Origin of the sequence: Streptomyces sp. NBC_00568 (assembly GCF_026341855.1) — a bacterium.
In the GTDB taxonomy this organism is placed as follows: Bacteria; Actinomycetota; Actinomycetes; order Streptomycetales; family Streptomycetaceae; genus Streptomyces.
The window spans coordinates 6,369,472-6,388,033 of sequence record NZ_JAPENW010000001.1 but is presented as its reverse complement, the minus strand read 5'-3'; the positions used below and the strand labels follow the sequence as shown (position 1 = coordinate 6,388,033).

General features: G+C 71.0%; 21 protein-coding genes and 1 riboswitch. Of the genes, 10 read left to right on the top strand and 11 right to left on the bottom strand.

Translation table 11 applies throughout. From position 1 onward, the window contains the following. Window positions 1-22 precede the first annotated feature (22 nt). From OOK38_RS27850 to OOK38_RS27830, 5 genes are all read left to right on the top strand, one after another. The gene (locus tag OOK38_RS27850; protein ID WP_266756029.1) at window positions 23-526 is read left to right on the top strand and encodes an Lrp/AsnC family transcriptional regulator; all 504 of its coding nucleotides are present in this window, start codon (window positions 23-25) and stop codon (window positions 524-526) included. A 125-nt stretch (window positions 527-651) separates the two neighbouring features. Further along, complete coding sequence (gene ddaH / locus OOK38_RS27845; protein ID WP_266756030.1) at window positions 652-1,464, top strand: dimethylargininase; 813 nt, start codon at window positions 652-654, stop codon at window positions 1,462-1,464. Continuing rightward, on the top strand, window positions 1,461-2,711 hold the full coding sequence (gene rocD / locus OOK38_RS27840; RefSeq protein ID WP_266756032.1) for an ornithine--oxo-acid transaminase: 1,251 nt from the start codon (window positions 1,461-1,463) through the stop codon (window positions 2,709-2,711). Before ddaH ends, rocD begins: the two co-directional genes overlap by 4 nt. A 100-nt stretch (window positions 2,712-2,811) precedes the next feature. Continuing rightward, a complete protein-coding gene (locus tag OOK38_RS27835) occupies window positions 2,812-3,537 on the top strand; it encodes a 1-acyl-sn-glycerol-3-phosphate acyltransferase (protein ID WP_266756034.1) in 726 nt (241 codons plus the stop codon). Window positions 3,538-3,592: 55 nt separating this feature from the next. After that, on the top strand, window positions 3,593-4,606 hold the full coding sequence (locus tag OOK38_RS27830; protein ID WP_266765578.1) for an NAD(P)-dependent oxidoreductase: 1,014 nt from the start codon (window positions 3,593-3,595) through the stop codon (window positions 4,604-4,606). 69 nt (window positions 4,607-4,675) lie between these two features. Here the strand turns inward: OOK38_RS27830 and OOK38_RS27825 are convergent, their stop codons facing one another. The 8 genes from OOK38_RS27825 to OOK38_RS27790 form a co-directional block, all read right to left on the bottom strand. Further along, window positions 4,676-6,286: an alpha/beta hydrolase gene (locus OOK38_RS27825; RefSeq protein ID WP_266756036.1), complete on the bottom strand. Its 1,611-nt coding sequence runs from the start codon at window positions 6,284-6,286 to the stop codon at window positions 4,676-4,678. Between the two features lie 193 nt (window positions 6,287-6,479). After that, window positions 6,480-7,247, bottom strand: a complete 768-nt coding sequence (locus OOK38_RS27820) for an urease accessory protein UreD (RefSeq protein WP_266756038.1) — start codon at window positions 7,245-7,247, stop codon at window positions 6,480-6,482. Then, on the bottom strand, window positions 7,235-7,912 hold the full coding sequence (ureG, locus tag OOK38_RS27815; protein ID WP_266756040.1) for an urease accessory protein UreG: 678 nt from the start codon (window positions 7,910-7,912) through the stop codon (window positions 7,235-7,237). Before ureG ends, OOK38_RS27820 begins: the two co-directional genes overlap by 13 nt. A 121-nt stretch (window positions 7,913-8,033) precedes the next feature. After that, entirely contained in the window at window positions 8,034-8,708 is a 675-nt protein-coding gene (locus OOK38_RS27810) for an urease accessory protein UreF (RefSeq protein ID WP_266756042.1), read from the bottom strand. After that, entirely contained in the window at window positions 8,708-10,429 is a 1,722-nt protein-coding gene (locus OOK38_RS27805) for an urease subunit alpha (protein WP_266756044.1), read from the bottom strand. Before OOK38_RS27805 ends, OOK38_RS27810 begins: the two co-directional genes overlap by 1 nt. After that, window positions 10,422-10,733: an urease subunit beta gene (locus OOK38_RS27800; RefSeq protein ID WP_266756045.1), complete on the bottom strand. Its 312-nt coding sequence runs from the start codon at window positions 10,731-10,733 to the stop codon at window positions 10,422-10,424. The genes OOK38_RS27805 and OOK38_RS27800 overlap by 8 nt, the downstream gene beginning before the upstream one ends. Before the next feature lie 16 nt (window positions 10,734-10,749). After that, window positions 10,750-11,052 carry an urease subunit gamma gene (locus OOK38_RS27795; protein ID WP_266756047.1) on the bottom strand — a complete coding sequence of 101 codons (303 nt, stop codon included), beginning with the start codon at window positions 11,050-11,052 and terminating at the stop codon, window positions 10,750-10,752. Window positions 11,053-11,552: 500 nt separating this feature from the next. Next, window positions 11,553-12,452 (bottom strand): NmrA/HSCARG family protein, encoded by a 900-nt coding sequence (locus tag OOK38_RS27790; protein ID WP_266756048.1) that lies wholly within the window; start codon window positions 12,450-12,452, stop codon window positions 11,553-11,555. Window positions 12,453-12,557: 105 nt separating this feature from the next. Between OOK38_RS27790 and OOK38_RS27785 the strand changes: the two genes are divergently transcribed. Beyond that, window positions 12,558-13,307, top strand: coding sequence for a TetR/AcrR family transcriptional regulator (locus OOK38_RS27785; RefSeq protein WP_266756049.1), 750 nt, complete (start codon window positions 12,558-12,560; stop codon window positions 13,305-13,307). A 142-nt stretch (window positions 13,308-13,449) separates the two neighbouring features. Here the strand turns inward: OOK38_RS27785 and OOK38_RS27780 are convergent, their stop codons facing one another. Next, the gene (locus OOK38_RS27780; protein ID WP_266756051.1) at window positions 13,450-13,728 is read right to left on the bottom strand and encodes a type II toxin-antitoxin system Phd/YefM family antitoxin; all 279 of its coding nucleotides are present in this window, start codon (window positions 13,726-13,728) and stop codon (window positions 13,450-13,452) included. A 190-nt stretch (window positions 13,729-13,918) separates the two neighbouring features. On the opposite strand from OOK38_RS27780, the gene OOK38_RS27775 reads away from it, so the two are divergent. The 3 genes from OOK38_RS27775 (at window position 13,919) to OOK38_RS27765 (ending at window position 15,874) form a co-directional block, all read left to right on the top strand. Further along, complete coding sequence (locus tag OOK38_RS27775; RefSeq protein WP_266756053.1) at window positions 13,919-14,554, top strand: ATP-dependent Clp protease proteolytic subunit; 636 nt, start codon at window positions 13,919-13,921, stop codon at window positions 14,552-14,554. 7 nt (window positions 14,555-14,561) lie between these two features. Beyond that, window positions 14,562-14,867, top strand: a complete 306-nt coding sequence (locus tag OOK38_RS27770; RefSeq protein ID WP_266756055.1) for a hypothetical protein — start codon at window positions 14,562-14,564, stop codon at window positions 14,865-14,867. 366 nt (window positions 14,868-15,233) lie between these two features. After that, a riboswitch (cyclic di-AMP (ydaO/yuaA leader) is annotated at window positions 15,234-15,398 on the top strand. A 2-nt stretch (window positions 15,399-15,400) separates the two neighbouring features. After that, window positions 15,401-15,874 (top strand): C40 family peptidase, encoded by a 474-nt coding sequence (locus OOK38_RS27765; protein ID WP_266756057.1) that lies wholly within the window; start codon window positions 15,401-15,403, stop codon window positions 15,872-15,874. A gap of 156 nt (window positions 15,875-16,030) precedes the next feature. Here OOK38_RS27765 and OOK38_RS27760 read toward each other — a convergent pair whose 3' ends face one another. Beyond that, window positions 16,031-16,714, bottom strand: coding sequence for a LysE family translocator (locus OOK38_RS27760; RefSeq protein WP_266756059.1), 684 nt, complete (start codon window positions 16,712-16,714; stop codon window positions 16,031-16,033). A 164-nt stretch (window positions 16,715-16,878) separates the two neighbouring features. On the opposite strand from OOK38_RS27760, the gene OOK38_RS27755 reads away from it, so the two are divergent. Next, the gene (locus OOK38_RS27755) at window positions 16,879-17,817 is read left to right on the top strand and encodes a LysR family transcriptional regulator (protein ID WP_266756060.1); all 939 of its coding nucleotides are present in this window, start codon (window positions 16,879-16,881) and stop codon (window positions 17,815-17,817) included. Between the two features lie 142 nt (window positions 17,818-17,959). On the opposite strand, the gene OOK38_RS27750 is transcribed toward OOK38_RS27755, so the two are convergent. Next, window positions 17,960-18,418 carry an ATP-binding protein gene (locus OOK38_RS27750; RefSeq protein WP_266756062.1) on the bottom strand — a complete coding sequence of 153 codons (459 nt, stop codon included), beginning with the start codon at window positions 18,416-18,418 and terminating at the stop codon, window positions 17,960-17,962. Window positions 18,419-18,562: the final 144 nt, after the last annotated feature.

Genomic DNA, 18,562 nt, shown 5'->3' with positions numbered 1-18,562 from the left:
CGTCGCTGGATACAGTGCCGCCATGAACAGCAAGCCCGCGATGTTCGACGAGCTCGACCGCAAGATCATCACGGCTCTGATGGCCAATGCCAGGACGAGTTTCGCGGAGATCGGCGCGGCGATCGGACTGTCCGCGACGGCGGTCAAGCGCCGGGTCGACCGGCTGCGCGAGACGGGCGTGATCACCGGGTTCACGGCCACGGTGAAGCCCGTGGCGCTCGGCTGGCGCACGGAGGCGTACGTCGAGGTGTACTGCGAGGGTGCGGCGCCGCCCCGGCGGCTCGCGGAGGTGGTGCGCAACCATCCGGAGATCACCGCGGCGATGACCGTGACCGGGGGCGCGGACGCGCTGCTGCATGTGCGGGCCGTCGATGTGGAGCACTTCGAGGAGATCCTGGAACGCATCCGGGTGGAACCTTTCATCCGGAAGACGATCAGCTACATGGTGCTGTCCCATCTGCTGCCCGAGGCCCCGGAGGCCGGGGCGACGTACGCAGCCCCGGACGACGCAGGAAACGTGCGCTGATCCGGCACATTGCGCAGTAGTACTGCGTATACGCGCAGCTCTCGTCGCTTGTCGTCCGTATCCCCCGCTTCTTACCGTGGAGGCATCCCATCAGCCGACACCGCAGGAAGCGGAGGAACCTCTCTGTGCCCGACAGCCGTGTGCCGCGCCCCCGGCGCTTTCTCGTCTGCGAACCCAGACACTTCGCCGTGCAGTACGCGATCAACCCCTGGATGCGTCCCGACACCCCCGTGGACGTCGATCTCGCGCGCGATCAGTGGAAGGCGCTGATCAGCGCCTATCGCGCGCACGGCCACACCGTCGACTCCGTCGAACCGGTGGCCGGCCTTCCCGACATGGTCTTCGCCGCGAACTGCGCGCTCGTCCTGGAGGGCCGTGTCTTCGGCTCGTCCTTCCACGCGCCGGAGCGCCGCCCCGAGTCCACCGCGTACGAGACCTGGTTCAAGGCGGCCGGTTTCGACGTCTACCGCCCCGAGTCGGTGTGCGAGGGCGAGGGCGATCTCGTCCCGACGCGCCGCTATGTCCTCGCGGGGACCGGATTCCGCACGACACCCGAGGCCCATCGCGAGGTCCAGGAGTTCTTCGGCGTCCCGGTGATCAGCCTCCAGCTGGTGGACCCGCTCTTCTACCACCTGGACACCGCGCTCTTCGTCCTCGACGACGACAACATCGCCTACTACCCGGAGGCCTTCTCCCCGGGCAGCCGCGAGGTGCTCGCCCGGCTGTTCCCGGACGCGGTGCTCGCGACCCGCGAGGACGCCTTCGCCTTCGGCCTCAACTCGGTCTCCGACGGCCGTCATGTCTTCATCGCGCCGCGCGCCGAGGCCCTCGCCGAACAGCTCGTCCGCCACGGCTACATCCCCGTCCCCGTCGACCTCTCGGAGTTCCAGAAGGCCGGCGGCGGCATCAAGTGCTGCACTCAGGAGATCCGTTCATGACCGCTCCCGCCCGTACGACTGCGTCCGCCGTCGCCGGTACGCGCAGCTCCGACGAACTGATCCGAGCCGAGGCTCCTGTCCTGGCGCACAACTACCACCCGCTGCCCGTGGTCGTCGCGCACGCCGAGGGCAGCTGGGTCGAGGACGTCGAGGGCCGCCGCTACCTCGACATGCTGGCGGGCTACTCGGCCCTCAACTTCGGCCACCGCAACCCGGTGCTGATCGAGGCCGCGCACCGCCAGCTCGACCGTCTCACCCTCACCTCGCGGGCCTTCCACAACGACAAGCTGGCCGGATTCGCCGAGTCCCTGGCCGAGCTGACCGGCCTGGACATGGTCCTGCCGATGAACACGGGCGCGGAGGCGGTGGAGAGCGCCATCAAGGTGGCCCGCAAATGGGCGTACGAGGTGAAGGGCGTCGAACCCGACCGGGCCACCATCGTGGTGGCGGCGGACAACTTCCACGGCCGTACGACCACGATCGTCAGCTTCTCCACGGACGAGACGGCCCGTACCGGCTTCGGCCCCTTCACTCCGGGTTTCCGGGTCGTGCCGTACAACGACCTGGCCGCGCTCGAGGCGGCGATCGACGAGACGACGGCCGCCGTGCTGCTCGAGCCCATCCAGGGCGAGGCGGGCGTGGTCATCCCGGACGACGGCTATCTCGCCGGCGTCCGCGAGCTCACCCGCCGCACCGGCTGTCTGTTCGTCGCGGACGAGATCCAGTCCGGCCTCGGGCGTACCGGCACCACCCTGGCGGTGGAACACGAGTCGGTCGTCCCCGATCTGCTGCTGCTCGGCAAGGCGCTCGGCGGCGGCATCGTGCCGGTCTCCGCGGTCGTCGGACGCCGGGACGTGATGGAGGTGCTCCGCCCGGGTGAGCACGGCTCCACCTTCGGCGGCAATCCGCTGGCCGCCGCGGTCGGATCGGCGGTCGTCGGGCTGCTGGAGACCGGTGAGTACCAGCGCAGGGCCGCCGAGCTGGGCGTCCTCCTGCGGGACGGGCTGACGGCCCTGGTGGGCCGGGGCGTCGACGGCTTCCGCTCGCGCGGGCTGTGGGCGGGCGTCGACATCGACCCCTCCATCGGCACGGGCCGCGAGATCAGCCAGGGCCTGATGGACGAGGGGATTCTGGTCAAGGACACGCACGGTTCGACCATCCGGCTGGCGCCGCCGCTCACCATCACGGCCGAGGAACTCCAGTCGGCTCTAGGGGCCCTTGAGAAAGTCCTGACGCAAGGGGTCTGATACCGGCCAAGAGGCCACAGAGGGTGACACCGCACTGGTTACGCCCGGCGACGGCCGCGCCTACACTGATCGCTCCCCGGGGGAAATGAGGAGCGCCCCAGTGTTTTATTACGTGCTCAAATATGTGCTTCTGGGTCCACTGTTGAGACTGGTCTTCCGGCCTCGGATCGAGGGCCTTGAGCACATTCCGTCGTCGGGCCCTGCCATCGTGGCCGGCAACCACCTGTCCTTCGCGGACCACTTCCTGATGCCGGCGATCCTGAAGCGCCGGATCACCTTCCTCGCGAAGGCCGAGTACTTCACGGGGCCCGGCATCAAGGGGCGGCTGACGGCCGCCTTCTTCCGCAGCGCCGGGCAGATTCCGGTGGACCGTTCCGGCAAGGAGGCGGGGCAGGCCGCGATCCGCGAGGGACTCGGGGTGCTGCGCAAGGACGAGCTGCTCGGCATCTACCCCGAGGGCACCCGCTCGCACGACGGACGGCTCTACAAGGGCAAGGTCGGCGTCGCGGTCATGGCCCTGCGGGCCCAGGCCCCGGTCATCCCCTGCGCGATGATCGGCACGTTCGAGGCGCAGCCCCCGGGCAGGAAGCTCCCGCGGATCCACCCCGTGGTGATCCGCTTCGGCAAGCCGCTCGACTTCTCGCGTTATGCCGGGATGGAGAACGAGAAGGCCATCCTGCGCGCCATCACCGACGAGATCATGTACGCGATCCTGAGCCTCTCCGAGCAGGAGTACGTCGACCGGTACGCGGCCGTCGTCAAGGCGGAGGAGGCCGCGGAGAAGGCCGAGGCGGGGCGCAAGTTCCCCCGGATGCCGCTGCGTTGATCCAGCCGGGAACTCATACGTACGTCCTGTACGTTTCTTACGTATGAGACGTGCTGTGGTGATCGGAGCGACAGGACAGATCGGGCGCGCGGCCGTGAAAGCGCTCGCAGGGGACGGCTGGGACGTGACGGCCGCGTCGCGCGGCGGCGGCCGTGACGACGGCTGGCCCGCCGAGGTGCGCACGGCCGCGCTGGACCGGGAGGACGACACCGCACTGGCCACGGTGGTCGGTGACGGGTGCGACGCGCTGGTGGACATCGTGGCGTACGGAGCCGGCCACGCGCGGCAGCTGACGGCGCTAGCCGGCCGGGTCGGTTCGGCGGTCGTCATCTCCAGCGTGTCGGTGTACGAGGACGACAAGGGGCGCGGTTTCGACACGCAGGCCGAGCCGGACGGCTTCCCCTCGTATCCGTTGCCGATTCCGGAGAGCCAGGGGACCGTCCCTCCGGGCGAGTCGACGTACAGCACGCGCAAGGTGGCTCTGGAGCGTGAACTCCTCGCGGCGGGCGACCGGTTGCCGACGACGCTGCTGCGGGCGGGCGCCGTCCACGGCCCGTACTGCCGCACGCCCCGCGAGCTGTATGTCGTCAAGCGCAATCTCGACGGCCGCCGCAGGCGCATCCTCGCGTTCGGCGGCGCGAGCCGTTTCCATCCGGTGAGCGTCCACACCCTCGCCGAGCTGATCCGCCTGGCCGCCGCGCGACCGGGCTCGCGGGTCCTCAACGCGTGCGACCCCGAGGCGCCGACCGTGGCGGAGATCGCGCGGGCCATCGACGCGGTGATGGGCGCCCGGACGGAGGACGTCCTCGTCGACGGGCCTCCCCCGTCCCCCACCGTGGGCGACACCCCTTGGTCGGTCCCCCGGCCCGTGATCTGCGACATGAGCGCCGCCGAGCGGGAGTTGGGCCATCGCCCCGTGATCCGGTACGCCGACACGCTCCCGGAGACGATCGCCTCGATCGAGCGGCAGCTCGCGGGGCGGGACTGGCGTGAGGCGTATCCCGCGATGTTCAGGAACTACGGGGATCTGTTCGACTACGCGGCGGAGGACGCCTGGCTCGCGTCCTGAGGCGGCGAGGTGACGCGTACGACCGAGGGGGCGGCCGGTCGGACCGGCCGCCCCCTCGTGCAGCGAGGACTACGGCTGCGGAGTGGCGTGCGGCGCGCACGTCACGTCGGCGGCGTCCGTCTTGCCGGTGAGCAGGTAGGAGTCCACCCGCCCGTTGATGCACGGGTTGACCAGACCGGTCACACCGTGCGAGCCCGCGCCCTGCTCGGTGATCAGGCGGGAGCCCTTGAACCGCTTGTGCAGCTCGACGGCGCCGACGTACGGCGTGGCGGCGTCATTCGTGGACTGGACGATCAGGACGGCCGGCAGACCCTTGCCGGTCTTCACGTTCACCGGCGTCTGCTGCTTGACCGGCCAGGTGGCGCACGGCAGGTTCATCCACGCGTTGGCCCACGTCATGAACGGGTAGTCCTTGTGGAGCCGGGTGTTGTCCCGGTCCCACTTCCTCCAGCTGGTGGGCCACTGGGCGTCGGTGCACTCGACGGCCGTGTACACGGCGTTGCCGTTCTCCGAGGAGATGTTGCCCGCCGTGTCGGACAGGTCGGGGGACGCTGCGTCGACGAGCGCCTGGGTGTCACCGGCGACGTACTTGCTGAACACCGAGGCGGTCGGCACCCACGACGAGTCGTAGTACGGAGCGCTCTGGAAGAAGGAGATCAGCTCGGCGGGGCCGACGACGCCGCCCAGCGGGCTCTTCTTCGCGGTGGCGCGCAGCTTCAGCCACTGGTCCTGCACCTTGGCGCGGGTGTCGCCGAGGTGGAAGGTGGCGTCGTTCTTGGCGACCCAGTCCTCCCAGTCCTTCCAGCGGCCCTCGAAGGCGATGTCCTGCTCCAGGTTGGCCTGGTACCAGATGTTCTCGCGCGACGGGTTGACGACGCTGTCGACGACCATGCGGCGCACGTGGCCCGGGAACAGCGTGCCGTAGACGGCGCCGAGGTACGTGCCGTACGAGACGCCCAGGTAGTTGAGCTTCTTCTCACCGAGCGCGGCCCGGATGACGTCCAGGTCGCGTGCCGTGTTGGGCGTGGTCATCTGCGCCAGCACGGCCTTGCCGCTGCGCTCGGCGCAGCCGTCCGCGTACGCCGCGGCCAGCTTGCGCTGGGCGCGCTTGTCGGCCTCGGAGTCCGGGACCGGGTCCGCCTTGGGCGCCTTGACGAACTCCTGCGGGTCGATGCAGGAGATGGGCGCCGAGTGGCCGACGCCGCGCGGGTCGAAGCCCACGAAGTCGTAGGCCTTGGCGGTGTTCGCCCACAGGGGGTTCTTGGTGGTGACACGGCGCGGGAAGCGCATGCCCGAACCACCGGGGCCGCCCGGGTTGTAGACGAGCGCGCCCTGGCGCTCCTCCTTGGTACCGGTGTTCCCGATGCGGTCCACGGCCAGCTTGATCTGCTTGCCGTTCGGGTGGGCGTAGTCCAGCGGCACGCTGACCCAGCCGCACTGGATCGGCTTCTCGAAGCCCCAGTCCGCCGGGCAGTCCTGCCAGTCGATCCCGGCCTTGGCGGCCCGCTCGGCGGCGACGGCCGCGCCGCGCTGCTCACGGCTCTGACCGTAGCTCTGACCGTGACGCGAGTCGGCGGTGGCCGACGGGGCCGCCACGGCTCCGGCTATCAGGGTCGCCGTAACCAGTGCTCCGGCCGAACCGAGCGCTGTCACCCGTCTTGTCGGTCTCTTGGACCTCAAGTGGGTACCTCCCCGTACATCGTTGCGAGTGATACGGGGATCCTTGCCGCTGTGAGGTCCCTGAGAACAGATGTGACCCGGGTTCTTTACTAATCCGATAGCCGGTACGCCTTGTTCCGTTGAGCGGTGAATGTACCGCGAACCAGCCTTCCCTCAAAGGCTGTTGACTTCGGGCACGCACGGACTGCCGACTTCAGGCGAGCTCACGCAGCGCCCCGTCCAGCACCCGGCGCAGCAACAGCGCGTCGGGGGCGAGTGCCGTCACGAGCACGGCGGGCCCGGCGAGCGGGGTCAGCGCGGCATACTCTCCCAGCAGTCGCGCCGACGGCACCTCCCTTTCGAACTCCGGTCGTACGACGACGAGTTGCCCGATGGCCCGATGTCCCGCCAGGACGGCGGGCCCGTCCCAGCCACCGGGTGCGCCGGGACCGCACGCCAACTCCTGGTCGAGCAGGGCCCGGCCGTCGCGTCGCACCGTGAGACGGCTGGTGAGCCGCCCGGGTTCCTCACCCACCCGCCCGAGCACCTGCTCCTCCCGGAGGACGAGCCGGGCACCGAGCCCGAGGTCGACGCGCGAGGAGACGGACAGTTCACTGCCACCAGCGGAGATCAACTGCTCCGGCAGCCAAGCCAGTTCGCCGCCGTCGGCGACATCGAGGCGCACGTCGTAGCGGGCCTCGCCCTTGGTCTGTCCCGGCAGGGCGATGGTGGCCGCCGCCGAGCCGACCCGCAGCCGCGCGCCCGGACCGACCCGCGCCTCGACGGTGAGGTGATCGCCGCCGAGCGGTCCGCTCATCGCCCCGACCAGCATCACGCGCGCCTCGGACCCGCCGCTCCGCACCCGGCGCAGGGCGAGCGGCCCCTCCCCGTCCAGTACGGGCAGCGACGTCCCGCCCCGGCCGTCGTCCCGCGCCTCGATCCGCGCGGTGGCGCGCACTCCCGCCGTCGTCACGGCTTCCACGCCGCGAGCCGTTCCCGTACCCAGCCGGCGACCGCAGTGACCCCGCCCTCGGTCCGCAACGACTGGAAGACCACGGGAAGTTCGGCCCGCTGCGCCTTGGCGTCGGCCGCCATCCGGCCCAGATCGGACCCGACGTACGGCGCCAGGTCGGTCTTGTTCACGACGAGCAGGTCGGCCGTCGTGACACCCGGGCCGCCCTTGCGCGGGATGTCGTCCCCGCCCGCGACGTCGATCACGAAGATCTGCGCGTCGACCAGCCCCTTGGAGAAGGTCGCGGTGAGGTTGTCGCCCCCGGACTCCACGAGGATCAGGTCCAGCGGCCCGATCTCGTCCTCCAGGTCCTCGACCGCTTCGAGGTTCGCGGAGATGTCGTCCCGGATCGCCGTGTGCGGACAGGCGCCCGTCTCCACGGCCGTGATCCGCTCGGGCGGCAGCACCGCTTCCCGCAGCAGGAACTCGGCGTCCTCGCGGGTGTAGATGTCATTGGTGACGACGGCGAGGGACAGCTCGTCGCGCAGCGCCCGGCAGAGCGCGGCGACGGTGGCGGTCTTCCCCGAACCGACGGGGCCGCCGAGCCCTATCCGCAGGGCACGGCGCGAGCCGTCGGGACGGTGGGCGTCGGCGCTGATCGCGGACGGCCCGTGATGCGTGTGGTCGAGATGCACGGTACGGCTCCAACTTCATTCGGTCCGCGCCGACGCGAGGCGGCCTGTCCGGCGTTCGCGGACCGGGCCGTGCGGGCCGACGGCGGGGGTGTGGGGGCGGCTGCCCCGGAAGCGATGACTTCTACGACGCGAAGAGGCGTACCGGCCAGGCCGCGTGTGCCTCCGCGCCGATCTCCAGCAGCGGTGCCGATGCCGCGGGCAGCGCCTCGACCCCGTCGTCGAGAGCCCGCCGCGCCGCACCGGCCGCGGCGTGGGCGACGACGTCGAGTTCCGGTGCGAGGCGGGCCAGCACGGCCGTCGCGTCGAACGGGTCGAGGCTCAGCAACCGCACCGTCGCCGACGCCGGCCCGCTGACGCACTCGTACGCGGAGCAATATGCGGCGTCCTCGGGCCCCAGTCCGGCAGCCCGCGCCGTCACGCCCAGCACCACCGGCTGATGGGAGCCCTTGGGGAACTCCCGTGCCAGCGCGTCCAGTTCGGCGGAGGGCCAGGTCGCTCTGGCCGCCCGCACGAGCTGCCGTCCGAGCCGCCGCGCGGCGACCCGCAGCGCCGGCGAGGGCGTGCGGGCGTCGGCGGCCGCGTCGAGGGCCGACGGATCGATCCCGAGCGCGGCCGCCGCGGCCAGTGCGGCCGCGACGAGTCCGGTCGTGTGCAGCCGGCCCCTGCAGAAGTCCTCCAGGGTCGCCGCTCCGGTGATCCGCCCGGCCTTGACGGCCGCCTCGGCCCCGCCGGAGTGCGCGTGCCCTCCGGCGGGAAAGCGGCCGTCGGCCAGGACGAGAAGCGCTGCCCTGGACATCAGAAGAGGAAGTAACGCTGGGCCATGGGCAGTTCGGCGGCCGGAGTCGCCTCGACGAGTTCGCCGTCGATGTGCACGGCGAAGCTGTCGGGGTCGATCCGCACCTCGGGCCGTGCGTCGTTCTCCCGCATGTCGGCCTTGGTGACCGCCCGCGTCGAGTCGATGGCCACGAACCGCTTGCCGAGCGAGAGCCGTTCCGGGAGCCCGTCCTCGATGGCGAGCGGCGCGACGAAGTTGAACGAGTTCGCCGCCGGTGCGCGCCCGATCGCCCCGAACATCGGCCGGGGCAGGATCGGCTGGGGCGTCGGGATCGACGCGTTGGCGTCGCCCATCTGCGCGTACGCGATCATTCCGCCCTTGATGACGAGATGCGGCTTGACCCCGAAGAACGCGGGCTCCCACAGCACGAGGTCGGCGAGCTTGCCGGTCTCGACGGAGCCGATCTCCCGCGCGAGGCCCTGCGCGAGCGCCGGATTGATGGTGTATTTGGCGACATAGCGACGGACCCGGTGGTTGTCCGCGCGGCCGTCACCGGGCAGCGCCCCCCGGCGCCGCTTCATCACGTGGGCCGTCTGCCAGGTCCGCATGATGACCTCGCCGACGCGGCCCATGGCCTGGGAGTCGGAGGAGATGATCGAGATGGCGCCGAGGTCGTGCAATATGTCCTCGGCGCCGATGGTCGACGGCCGGATCCGGGACTCGGCGAAGGCCAGGTCCTCGGGCACCGCCGGGTTCAGGTGGTGGCACACCATCAGCATGTCGAGGTGTTCCTCGGCGGTGTTGACGGTGTAGGGCCGGGTCGGGTTGGTCGAGCTGGGGAGCACGTACGACTCGGAGACCACGGACATGATGTCCGGCGCGTGCCCGCCGCCCGCACCCTCGGTGTGATACGCGTGAATGCCGCGTCCGCCGATCGCCGCGAGGGTGTCGGCGACGAACCCGGCCTCGTTGAGGGTGTCGGTGTGGATGGCGACCTGGATGCCGGTGCGGTCGGCGACGGTGAGCGCCGCGTCGATCGCCGCGGGCGTCGAGCCCCAGTCCTCATGGATCTTCAGGCCGAGCGCGCCGCCCCGGATCTGCGACAGCATCGCCTCGTGCGAGACGGTGTTGCCCTTGCCGAGCAGACCGAAGTTGAGCGGGTACCCCTCCATCGCCTCCAGCATCCGGGCCAGATGCCAGGGGCCGGGCGTGACGGTGGTCGCCTTGGAGCCCTCGGCGGGGCCGGTACCGCCGCCGACGAGCGTCGTGATGCCGGAGGCGAGCGCCTCGTCGGCGATCTGCGGACAGATCAGATGGACGTGCGCGTCGATGGCGCCCGCCGTCAGGATGCGCCCGTTGCCCGCGATGATCTCGGTCTCGGGGCCGATCACCAGGTCGGGGTGGACACCGTCCATGGTGTCCGGGTTGCCGGCCTTGCCGATACCGGAGATCCGGCCGTCGCGGATGCCGACGTCGGCCTTGACGATCCCCCAGTGGTCGATGATCACGACACCGGTGACGACCGTGTCCGGGGTGCCGTCTGCGCGCGTAGCGCGCGCCTGGCCCATGGATTCCCGGATGACCTTGCCTCCGCCGAACACCGCTTCGTCACCGGCGAGTCCGGGACCGCCGGAGCGGTCCTCCTCGATCTCGATCAGCAGGTCGGTGTCCGCGAGGCGGATGCGGTCGCCGGTGGTGGGGCCGAACAGGTCGGCGTACACGGCACGCGAGATCTCAGGCATCGAGGGCACCTCCGGTCTCCCCGCGCAGGCCGGGCACCACACGGGCGCCGGCGAGCGGGACGAGTTCGACGTCGACGGGGATCCCGGGCTCGAAGCGCACGGCGGTGCCGGCGGCGACGTTGAGCCGCTTGCCGCGCGCGGCGGCGCGATCGAAGTCCAGCCCGGGGTTGGCCTCGGCGAAGTGGTAGTGGGAGCCGACCTGGACGGGGCGGTCGGCGGCGTTGAGCACGGTCATACGGGTGACCTCACGGCCCTCGTTGAAGACGACGGGCTCGTCGGCGAAGAGAATCTCTCCGGGGATCATGGCGCCTGCTCTCCCGTCAGACGATCGGGTCGTGGACGGTGACGAGCTTGGTGCCGTCCGGGAAGGTCGCCTCGACCTGGACGTCGTGGATCATCTCGGGGATGCCCGACATGACGTCGTCCCGGGTGAGGATCTTGCGCCCGGAGGACATCAGCTCGGCGACGGTACGGCCGTCGCGGGCGCCCTCGAGGATGTGCGACGTGATCAGGGCGACGGCTTCGGGGTGGTTCAGTTTCAGCCCGCGGGCCCGGCGCTTCTCGGCGACGTCGGCGGCCACATGGATCAGCAGCCTCTCCTGCTCGTGCGGGGTCAAATGCACGGCGTCCCACCTCACATCCTCGCTCCGGACCGTGCGGGGCCCGGTGGCCGCAGCCACCAAAACCCCTGGTGGCGTGGATGCGCACGCTAGTTGGCCGGAGTTTCGAGGACGTTAACCAGCCTGTGGTCCCCCCAGGGCCGGCCGACCGCACACCGTCACCCACGAGCGCCCGCCCCGCTTCCCGGGTTCCGTCTCGCCCGACCGCGCCGGCATCCTGGAAAGCCGCGACGCCGCAGCGACCCGGGCCGTATACGGGTTGGCGCTCCAGCCGCGGATCGTGATCTTCACCTCTGGCATGGGGCTTGCCGCCTGCATGACCGGTGCGGGACCGGACTTGACGGTGGCGTCGCCGGTCGGGCCGAGCCGGTGGGCCGCGCTGCGGACCGGCTGGACACGGCCACCGTCACATCGTTGCTCCACACAAGGCATGATGATCAACGGTGACCGCACCCGTCCGCTCACCGCCCCCACCAGCAGGAGCACGGCCGACAGCTGGCGTACTAGGCGGTTTCGAGGAGTCGCTTGCGCAGCAGGGTGGCGCCGGATTCGGCGAGCCAGTCCGCGAGCGTCCGCAGTCCGGGGTGGATGACGCGCAGCACCTCGATGTCGGCGTGCCAGCGCGATCCGGCTGCCCAGCGCTCCCGGACCTGGGCGATCCCGGGGTTGAGTGCAGCGGCCTCGGCATGGGTGATCTGCTCGTAGCGCACCGCGGCACCGGTGGCCTCACTGATCGCGGCGACTGCCTCGGCCGGGGTGGGCGCGTCCCCAGCCAGCTCCAGACTTCTCCCCGCGAATCGGTCCGGGTGGTCGAAGGCCAGCGCGGCGAACTCGGCGATGTCCTCCACCGCGATGATCTGGACAGGTTCGTCCGGTGGGAAGATGTGCCGGTGCACGCCGTGGACGATGCCGTCGAGACCGATGGGCGTCGAACCGAGATAGTTCGACATGAAGCGCACCGGGCGCAGCACGGTCACTGACCGGATCCGCTCGCGCAGGTGGTCCTCGATGCGCTGCTTCCCTTCTGAGCCGCCCGGGCGACCCGGCGTGGACGCGACGCCCGTGAACACGACGTGCCCGATCCCCGCGGCGGCCGCGGCATCGATCAGTGCCCGGCCCCGGGCGAACTCCCGCTCGGCGTCGGAGCCGGACGGCCCGAATGCTCCGGGCGGTACGGCGAACAGTGCCGCTGCTCCCTCCAACGCTGCAGGCAGACTCGACGGGTCGTCGAAGTCGCCGCGGACGAGCTCGGCCCCGGCGGTTTCAAGTGCCTTGGCGGCGGGAGCGGTCGCGTCCCGCACGAGCGCGCGCACCGGCCTGCCGGCCGCCAGGAGCCGGCGGGTGGTGGCACCGCCCTGCCGACCGGTCGCACCGGTCACGAGGACCAAGCGGTCAGTGGTCATGTCGTCCTCCGCCCCGGGATTGTCGGTGGGCACGGTCGGCTCGGGCCCGGGGTCGATGTGGAATGCTCCACCCGGTTGAGTCCGACGGACAAGGGATTACGTGACATGACCGCAGCTCCCGAGGACGTCGGCCGGATCGATGCCCGCCGTAATCGCAGGAAGGTGCTCGCCGCCGCCTCGCGGGCGTTCGACGAGCACGGCCCGGACGTCTCGCTCGGCGCGATCGCACGGCAGGCGGGGGTGGGTGCCGGCACCGTGTACCGGCACTTCCCCAGCAAGGAGATCCTGCTGGAGGCCGTGCTCGTCCAGCAGGTCGACGCCCAGGTGGACGCCGCTCGGCGGTGGGCGGCCCGCACTGACCCTGTCGCGGCGTTCTTCGGCTTCCTCCTGGAGGTCGTCGAAACGTCCAAAGGGCGCAAGCATGCGTGCGAGGCCTTGACCACGGAAACGAGCTGGCCGCGCCCGAACCTGGCCGCGTCGGCGCGACGGTTCCGCCAGGCACTCGACGAACTGCTCGCCGCGGCGAAGCAGGCCGGTGGGGTCCGCACCGACGTCAGCGCGGACGATGTCGCCGCGCTCACCATCGGGTGCGTGACGATATGGGCCGCCCACCCGGACCGGAACGGCGGCAACCGCGTGGTACGGCTGGCGCTGGAGAGCCTGCGGAGTCCAGCACTCGTCACGGAAGAGCGAGCATTTCGTGACGCGCCCGCCACTCTTCACGCGGCGCCGCGGTGCGAGGAGTGCGGGGCCGGGCTCGAGGCTCGGTCCACCGGCCGCCCTGCCCGCTACTGCGGAGCGACCTGCCGACAGCGAGCGCATCGCCGCCGCCTCGGACCGGCGACGCGCTCCTAGCGGAGGATGAGCCGCTGGAATCAGCGGGCGCCACGTACTGAAGTGGCCGACGCCCACGACGACGTTGCACCACACCAGTCCTTGCGAATGCCCGGTGGGCCGCCGCACAGTCCCGCCGTGGCCCGTACCGAACCCCCGGCGGCTAGGAGGCGCTGGGCCCCCGGTGCTCCGCGGCGATGCCGAACCGCTGGCGTTCGCGGGGCGCGGACGCGACCTCGCGCACGCTGGACAGCGCGCTGATCACCTGCTCGTCCGCGGGCTCCTGGAGTTCTTCGAGGCGCTCCAGGTCGGCGGCGGAGACCAGGGCGACGAGCGGCTTTCCGTGCCGCGTCACGACGACGCGCTCCCCGCCGTACACGACGCGATTGATCAGTTCGGCGAGCTCAGCCCTGGCTTGCGTCACCGGAATCTCGTAGGCCATGACGTCCAGCTTAGACCGGGCCCGGCGGCACCACGGGGTGCACAAGATCCCGCCTGCCGGCGGGAGAGGACGCTTGCGGACCGCTTCCCGGCCCGGCGGGCCGCCGTTTCGCTCTCAGCATGGCCCCCTTCCCCAGCGACGTACGTCCTGTACATTTTTTACATACGTCGAACCAGAGGAGGTGCTCGACATGACCAGCCCGTCCGCCCGCCATGTCCTGCCCGAGTTCACCGAACGCACCAGCACGGGGCACCGGACGCAGGATCCGTACTCGAAGCTGCTCAGCGAGCGGATCGTGTTCCTCGGGACGCCGATCGACGACATCTCGGCGAACGATGTGATGGCCCAGTTCATGTACCTCGAACACCAGGCGCCCGAGCAGGACATCTCGCTCTACATCAACTCCCCTGGCGGCTCCTTCAGCGCGATGACCGCGATCTACGACACGATGCAGTTCGTGACCTGCGACGTCGAGACGGTCTGCCTCGGCCAGGCGGCCTCGGCCGCCGCCGTCCTGCTGGCCGGCGGCGCTCCGGGCAAGCGGCTCGCCCTGCCGGGAGCCCGCGTCCTCATCCACCAACCGTCGGTCCCGGAGCCGATCCAGGGGCAGGCGAGCGACCTGGCCATTCAGGCCGACGAGTTGGCACGCACCCGCGCGACGCTGGAGGAGATGCTCGTACGGCACACGGGACAGAGCCCGGAACGGGTCGCGGCGGACATCGAGCGGGACAAGATCCTCGACGCGCCGGCGGCGCTGGCCTACGGGCTGATCGACCGGATCGTCCCGAGCCGCAAGGCCTCGCGCGCGACCCCCGGTGCGAGGTGAGCGGCCGATGATCCCGGACCTCCCCCCGCTGCCCGCGCTGACCCGCGCCGAGGCCGAGCTGATCGACCGCTACCTCGACGTGGTCGACCTGCTCGGCCGTATCAACCCGGCCCGCCCCGGAGACACCTATCGCGGCCTGAGGGCGGCTCAGGCGCTGGTCGGCAAGGCGGTGGCCCTGCGGGACGCCCTGACGCTGATGCACCAGCGGGGCGAGAGCGAGGTGCACGCCCCGACCCTGGCTCAGGCCCTGCGGGTTCTCGACGGAGAGCGGCGGGCGGCCCGGGTCACCGTGCCGCCCGATTCCGGCAGTTGACGCACCCACACCGGCGCCGATACGCGCCACGACTCCGCGCCGTCCGGCCCGGGACACAAACGGACCGGATGGTGTACCCCCCGATGGCGTAGCGAACGATCCTTTCTGCGACCCGTTCAAGTTGCGCAACACGCGGAGCAGAAAGGCCGGATGAGCCCTTCGTCGCAGGTGCGGGCATGGTCGGTGTCCCCAACACCCCCTCGAACGGAGGGGTGTCCACCCGAACGGGTGAGTGGTGAGTAAGCCCACAAAACACCGGTTCCGCTCGGATTTTCCGACACTGATGAGTGAAGATCCCTTCCGACGACAAGCCCCCGCCGCAGCGGCGGGGCGGTCCGGGCGGACGCCGAGTCCTGCCGCCGCCTGGATGACCGGTCGACAGATGTGCATCGGCAGGAGTGGAGGACCCAGCACGACGGTCCGCCGGAGCAATCCGGGCGGTCCTTGGGGTGAAGCCGCAGCAGCGGCCGGGCAACTTCGCCAGCCCGAATCCGACAGGTCATCCTTCACAGGCGGCTGACGAAGGGTTGCGCATGACTGCGCTCAATCGTGTCCCGTCGCTGTGGACCCGGGCCGGTACGGCCTCGGCGCTCACCATCGCCGCCGTGGGCGGCAGCCTCGTGGTCCCCGGCGTCGCACCCGACGCCCAGGCGGCCACACCTGCGACGAAGGCACTCCAGGTCGCGGCGTCCAAGCACGGCTCCCCGTACAAGTGGGGCGCCACGGGACCGCACCGCTTCGACTGCTCCGGGCTCACGCTCTACTCGTACAAGAAGGCGGGCAAGAAGCTGCCTCGTACGGCCGCGGCGCAGTACAACAAGACGCACCATGTCTCCGCCTCGCACCGCAAGGCCGGTGACCTCGTGTTCTTCCACTCGGGCCGGAACGTGTACCACGTCGGCATCTACGCCGGGAAGGGAAAGATCTGGCACTCCCCGAAGACCGGGGAAGTGGTGAAGCTCCAGAAGATCTGGACGAGAAGCGTCTGGTACGGCAGGGTCAGCTGACTCTGCCCCCGGGGCGGCGGCCCACGTGCCGCCGCCCCGGGGCCACCTGGCTCGTGAACCGGGTGCGACCCGGCCAGGACCGGTTTCTGATTCCCCATGACCACCGGCCCGGCCCGGCCCCGCACGCCCGCCTCGCGACGAGGCGAGAGGTCCGGTTCAGCTCCTCAGCGGCTCCAGCACCAGGACGAGGCCCAGAACGGTGAGGGCGCCGCCGGTGACCCCCTCCACGACGCGTGCGGCCCGCGGCCCGCGCAGCCACCGTCCGAGCCGGTCCACCAGCAGCGCGACCGCCGGGAACCACAGCAGGGCCAGAACGACCACGATGAGCGCCAGGAGCAGCGTCCGCGGCATCGCCGGACTGCCCGCCGGAACGAACTGCGGCAGCAGGCTGAGAAAGGTGATGGGCGCCTTCGGGTTGAGTGCGTTGGTGACGAAGCCCTGCCGCAGCGGGCGCGCACCCGGGTCCGCCTCCCCCGCCGCCCTCGCGCGCGGTCGCTCCTCCCCCGCCACGGCCTCTCCGGGACGCGGGTCCGCCCCGTCGGACACCACCCCGCGCGGGCGCTCCAGTGAGCGCAGCGTGCGCAGGCCCAGGTACAGCACATAGGCACCGCCGAGCAGCTGGAGCGTCCGGAACAGCGCCGGTACGGCGGTGAGGACCGCGGCGACCCCGGCGACGGCGAGCGCGGTGTGGAGCAGCAGCCCGCCCGCGATACCGAGGGCGCACGCGACTCCCGCCCGGCGCGAGACGAGGGCGTTGCGTACGACGACGGTGAAGTCCGCGCCCGGCATGGCGACCATGCCCGCGGCGACGCCCGTGAAGGCGACCAGCTGTGCGTCCATGCCCCCCAGGCTGCCCGGTCCGGGCCTTCAGGAGGTATGTCGAATATCCTGCCCCGGTCTTAAGCGTTCGTTTAGACCTGAGCCTTCGTTCAGACCCGAGCATTCGTTCAGACCCGGCGATCCTGTGCCTCCAGCGTGGTGCCGCCGGACCCGGGAGGGAATCGATGTACGACCCGACGCGACTCGCGGCGCTGGTGGCGGTCGCCGAGGCGGGGTCGATCACCCGGGCCGCCGAACGTCTCGGGTACACCCCACCGGCGCTGTCCCAGCAGGTGGCGAAGCTGGAGCGGGAGGCGGGGGCGACGCTGCTGGTGCGCTCCCATCGCGGGACACGGCTCACCGGGGCGGGTGAACTGCTGGTGGCACGGGCCCGCCGGGTCCTCGACGAGATGGAGCTGGCCCGGCACGAACTGGCCCGGCTGGCGGGACTGTCGGGCGGCACGCTGCGGCTCGGCACCTTCCAGACGGCGGGCATCCATCTGCTGCCGCCCGTACTCAGCGCCTTCCGCCGGGCCCACCCGGACGTGGAACTCACGGTCGCCGACTACGAGCCCCCGCACGGGATCGCGGCGGTGGCGGCCGGCGAGGTGGATCTGGCCCTCACACACACCTACCAGCCCGCCGCACCGGTCCCGCTGCCGTCGTCCGTGGGCATCGAGCCGGTCCTGGTCGAGGAACTGGTGCTGGTGACCGCCCCCGGTCACATCCTCGCGGGCGGTTCGGCACGGCTGCCGCTCGCCGAGCTCGCCGGGCAGCCGCTGATCAGCATGGCCCCGGACCACCCTCCCCGGCAGGGTGTGGAAGCCGCGCTGGCCCGGGCGGGGGCCACGCCGGCGGTGCTCGTCGAGACTCCGGGGTACGCGCTGGTGTGCGCGCTGGTCAGCGCCGGACTCGGGATCGCGGTCGTGCCGGAGATGGTGGCGGCGACCGCGGCGACGCCGGTGGGGACGCGGTCGCTGGAGCCGGGTGATCTGCGCCGTACGATCTCCGTCGTCCACCGGACGGATGTGACGGCCCCCGCGGCCGACGCGTTCCGTGCCCTGCTGCGCGGCGCCTTCGGGCGGGCCGGACAGCACCGGCCCGGCAGTCGCGCGGAGGGCTAGGGCCTGTCCGAAGGGCCGGTCGGAATCGCCTCTCAGAAAGCCCCTGTCCGAACGGCCGTCGGAATCGCCTCACCGGACGACCCTGTCCGAAGGGCCGGTCCGCAGCAGCCCCTCTTCGAGACGGCCTCTCCGAACGCGGGCGCTAAGGCTCTTGCGGGCCCCCGGCCGTCACCGGCTGGACCGGTACCGTCCACGGGAGTTCGATGGAGACCGTCTTGCCGCCCTCCGTGGTCGGCCGGACGGTGAGTCTGCCCCCGCATTCGGCGGCCAGCCAGCGGATGATCACCATGCCGCGGCCGTTGTCCTGCTGAACAGCCGCGGGCAGCCGCTTCGGAAAACGCGGATGGCTGTCGGTGACTCCGATGCGCAGGTGCTCCTCCCGGTCGAGACGTACGTCGACCGTGAAGGTGGGCGACTGCCCGAAGGTGTGCTGGACGGCGTTGGTGGCCAGTTCGGACACGATCAGCCGTACTGTTTCGGCGACTTCGGAGTCGCACGGCAGGCCCCATTCGGCCAACACCTCGGCGACGAATTTACGGGCCGTGGAAACCGAGACGGGTTCGCTCCGCAGCGTGACGGATGCTTCCTGGTGATCTGCCATGGCGACGTCGTCCCTTTCCCACGGGACCGGAGCCCGACACCGAGCGGACGGTTCGAGTACGGTCCCGGACTGGTGCTTGCGCCAGACTGCCATTACCGGACGGGTCACGGGTGCGATCCACCGAGTAATGCATATATCTGTCGC

Excerpts from the sequence above, each read along its gene's own strand:
- OOK38_RS27850 (WP_266756029.1), top strand. The coding sequence starts at position 23 with ATGAACAGCAAGCCCGCGATGTTCGACGAGCTCGACCGCAAGATCATC.
- rocD (WP_266756032.1), top strand. The coding sequence starts at position 1,461 with ATGACCGCTCCCGCCCGTACGACTGCGTCCGCCGTCGCCGGTACGCGC.
- OOK38_RS27810 (WP_266756042.1), bottom strand. The coding sequence starts at position 8,708 with ATGTCCAGGGCAGCGCTTCTCGTCCTGGCCGACGGCCGCTTTCCCGCC.
- OOK38_RS27805 (WP_266756044.1), bottom strand. The coding sequence starts at position 10,429 with ATGCCTGAGATCTCGCGTGCCGTGTACGCCGACCTGTTCGGCCCCACC.
- OOK38_RS27800 (WP_266756045.1), bottom strand. The coding sequence starts at position 10,733 with ATGATCCCCGGAGAGATTCTCTTCGCCGACGAGCCCGTCGTCTTCAAC.
- OOK38_RS27790 (WP_266756048.1), bottom strand. The coding sequence starts at position 12,452 with ATGACCACTGACCGCTTGGTCCTCGTGACCGGTGCGACCGGTCGGCAG.
- OOK38_RS27785 (WP_266756049.1), top strand. The coding sequence starts at position 12,558 with ATGACCGCAGCTCCCGAGGACGTCGGCCGGATCGATGCCCGCCGTAAT.
- OOK38_RS27780 (WP_266756051.1), bottom strand. The coding sequence starts at position 13,728 with ATGGCCTACGAGATTCCGGTGACGCAAGCCAGGGCTGAGCTCGCCGAA.
- OOK38_RS27775 (WP_266756053.1), top strand. The coding sequence starts at position 13,919 with ATGACCAGCCCGTCCGCCCGCCATGTCCTGCCCGAGTTCACCGAACGC.
- OOK38_RS27770 (WP_266756055.1), top strand. The coding sequence starts at position 14,562 with ATGATCCCGGACCTCCCCCCGCTGCCCGCGCTGACCCGCGCCGAGGCC.
- OOK38_RS27765 (WP_266756057.1), top strand. The coding sequence starts at position 15,401 with ATGACTGCGCTCAATCGTGTCCCGTCGCTGTGGACCCGGGCCGGTACG.
- OOK38_RS27760 (WP_266756059.1), bottom strand. The coding sequence starts at position 16,714 with ATGGACGCACAGCTGGTCGCCTTCACGGGCGTCGCCGCGGGCATGGTC.
- OOK38_RS27755 (WP_266756060.1), top strand. The coding sequence starts at position 16,879 with ATGTACGACCCGACGCGACTCGCGGCGCTGGTGGCGGTCGCCGAGGCG.
- OOK38_RS27750 (WP_266756062.1), bottom strand. The coding sequence starts at position 18,418 with ATGGCAGATCACCAGGAAGCATCCGTCACGCTGCGGAGCGAACCCGTC.